The sequence below is a fragment of the Polaromonas sp. P1_E3 genome (assembly GCF_056405935.1).
In genome coordinates, this window is sequence record NZ_JBFUBD010000460.1 from 1 (window position 1) to 1,960 (window position 1,960).

The 1,960-nt window shown below is 62.3% G+C and carries 2 protein-coding genes; both read right to left on the reverse strand.

Annotation, left to right across the window (positions count from 1 at the left end; translation table 11 throughout):
* A partial coding sequence (locus tag AC1D0Z_RS20530; RefSeq protein ID WP_477660016.1) for a malonate--CoA ligase occupies positions 1-1,368 on the reverse strand: 1,368 nt, incomplete at its 3' end.
* Positions 1,355-1,960 (reverse strand): enoyl-CoA hydratase/isomerase family protein (locus AC1D0Z_RS20535; protein WP_477660017.1); only part of this gene is annotated, 606 nt, incomplete at its 5' end. The genes AC1D0Z_RS20530 and AC1D0Z_RS20535, both read right to left, overlap by 14 nt.

Sequence of the window (1,960 nt, forward strand, 5' to 3'; positions counted from 1 at the left end):
CAGTGTKGCGCCGGGCTTTGGAATCACAACGGCAACGCCGACCTCCCCGAAATCCGGGTGGGGCACGCCCACCAGCGCGCTTTCCGCCACGCCAGGCATGTCGTTGATGTAACCCTCGATTTCCGCCGGATAAACGTTGTAGCCGCCGCTGATGATCAGGTCCTTGCTGCGGCCCACGATGACGATGTAGCCGCGCTCGTCGATTTTGCCCACGTCACCGGTCTTGAAGTAGCCGTCCGGGGTAAATTCTTCCCTGGTTTTCTCGGGCATACGCCAGTAGCCCTTGAAGATGTTCGGCCCCTTGACCTGGATGCCGCCGATCTCTCCGGTCGGCAGAGACTTTCCGCCCTCGTCCTGCACACGCAGGCTGACCCCAGGGAGCGCAAAACCCACTGTGCCGCCGCGCCGCTCGGCGCCTTGATAGGGGTTGGAGGTGAGCATGACGGTTTCCGACATGCCGTAGCGCTCCAGGATGGTGTGGCCCGTGCGTTCCTTCCACTCGCTGAAGGTTTCGATCAGCAGGGGCGCCGAACCTGCCACGAAGAGCCGCATGTTGCGGCAGGCCTCGCGCGTCAGCCCCGGCTCGGCCAGCAGGCGCACATACAGCGTGGGCACACCCATGAAGACGGTGGCTTCGGGCAGTTTTTTTACCACGAGTTTGGGGTCGAACCTGGCCAGCCAGATCATCTTGCTGCCGTTGATAAGCGCACCGTGAATGGCCACAAAAAGCCCATGCACATGGAAGATCGGCAGGGCATGGATCAGCACATCGCCCTTCTTCCACCCCCAGGCATCTTTAAGCACCAGCGCGTTGCTCAACATGTTGCCGTGCGAGAGCATGGCGCCCTTGCTGCGGCCGGTGGTACCGCTGGTGTAGAGGATGGCGGCCAGGTCGTCCTCCCGCCGTGCCACCACCTCATGCTGGTCGCTGCAATGCGCTGCGCGATCCAGCAGCGAGCCCGTTCGGTCATCGTCCAGGGTGAAGACGTTTTGTGTGCCGGCCTTGAAAGCGATCTTGCTGACCCAGCCAAAATTCTTGCTGCTGCAGACCATGACGGAAGGTTCGGCGTTACCGATGAAGTATTCGATCTCGGCGCTTTGGTAAGCGGTGTTGAGCGGCAGAAAGACATAGCCCGCGCGCAGGGTCGCCAGGTAGAGCATCATGGCTTCCACCGACTTTTCCACCTGCACCGCCACCCTGGCCCCCTCAGGCAAGCCCAGCGAGGCCAGCAGATTGGCCATCATGGCGGTACCGCGTTCCAGGTCCCGCCAGGAGTAGCAAAGGCCGTTGTCGGTTTCGACGGCGACCTCATTGAGCGAAGACGGGAAAGCGGCTCTAAGCGCCGCGAACAGGTTATGGTTTTTCATGGGTCAGGCTGGCTATGGTTGGAATTTCGGCCGCCCGGCGGTCAAACCGGGGTGGGCGCTTTTCGGTGAATGCGGCAATACCTTCGCGATGCTCGGCAGAAGGCGCATAGCGGTAAGCGGTTGCTATTAAATCAATAGCTGCTGGCGCACAGCCAATGGGCGCCAGGGCCCGAAATGTCTGTTTATTCAGGCGCGCAGCGCCGGGGGCAAGGGCGCAGGTGCGATCCACGCAAGCGTTGACCAGGGCCTCGACGTCCCGGCCAGGCGCAACCTGATTGAGAAAGCCGCGCTGCTTCATCTCGGCGGCTCCCAGAACGGCAGCCGAAAGAAGCATCTCCCGAGCGGTCAGCTCTCCGGCAGCACGCATCACCAGCGCAGCCTCGCGCGGCGCCATCGGGAAGCCGAGCCTGGCAATGGGCGCACCGAACTTTGCCGTATCACCGGCAATCCGGATATCGCAGCAGCTGGCAATTTCAACGCCGGCGCCCATACAGTTGCCTTCGATCTGCGCAACGATGGGAACGTCGCAGTCCAGCATGGCCTGCAAGCCGCCCCATACGTCGTCTTCGTGAAACGCGCGCAGACCCGCCTC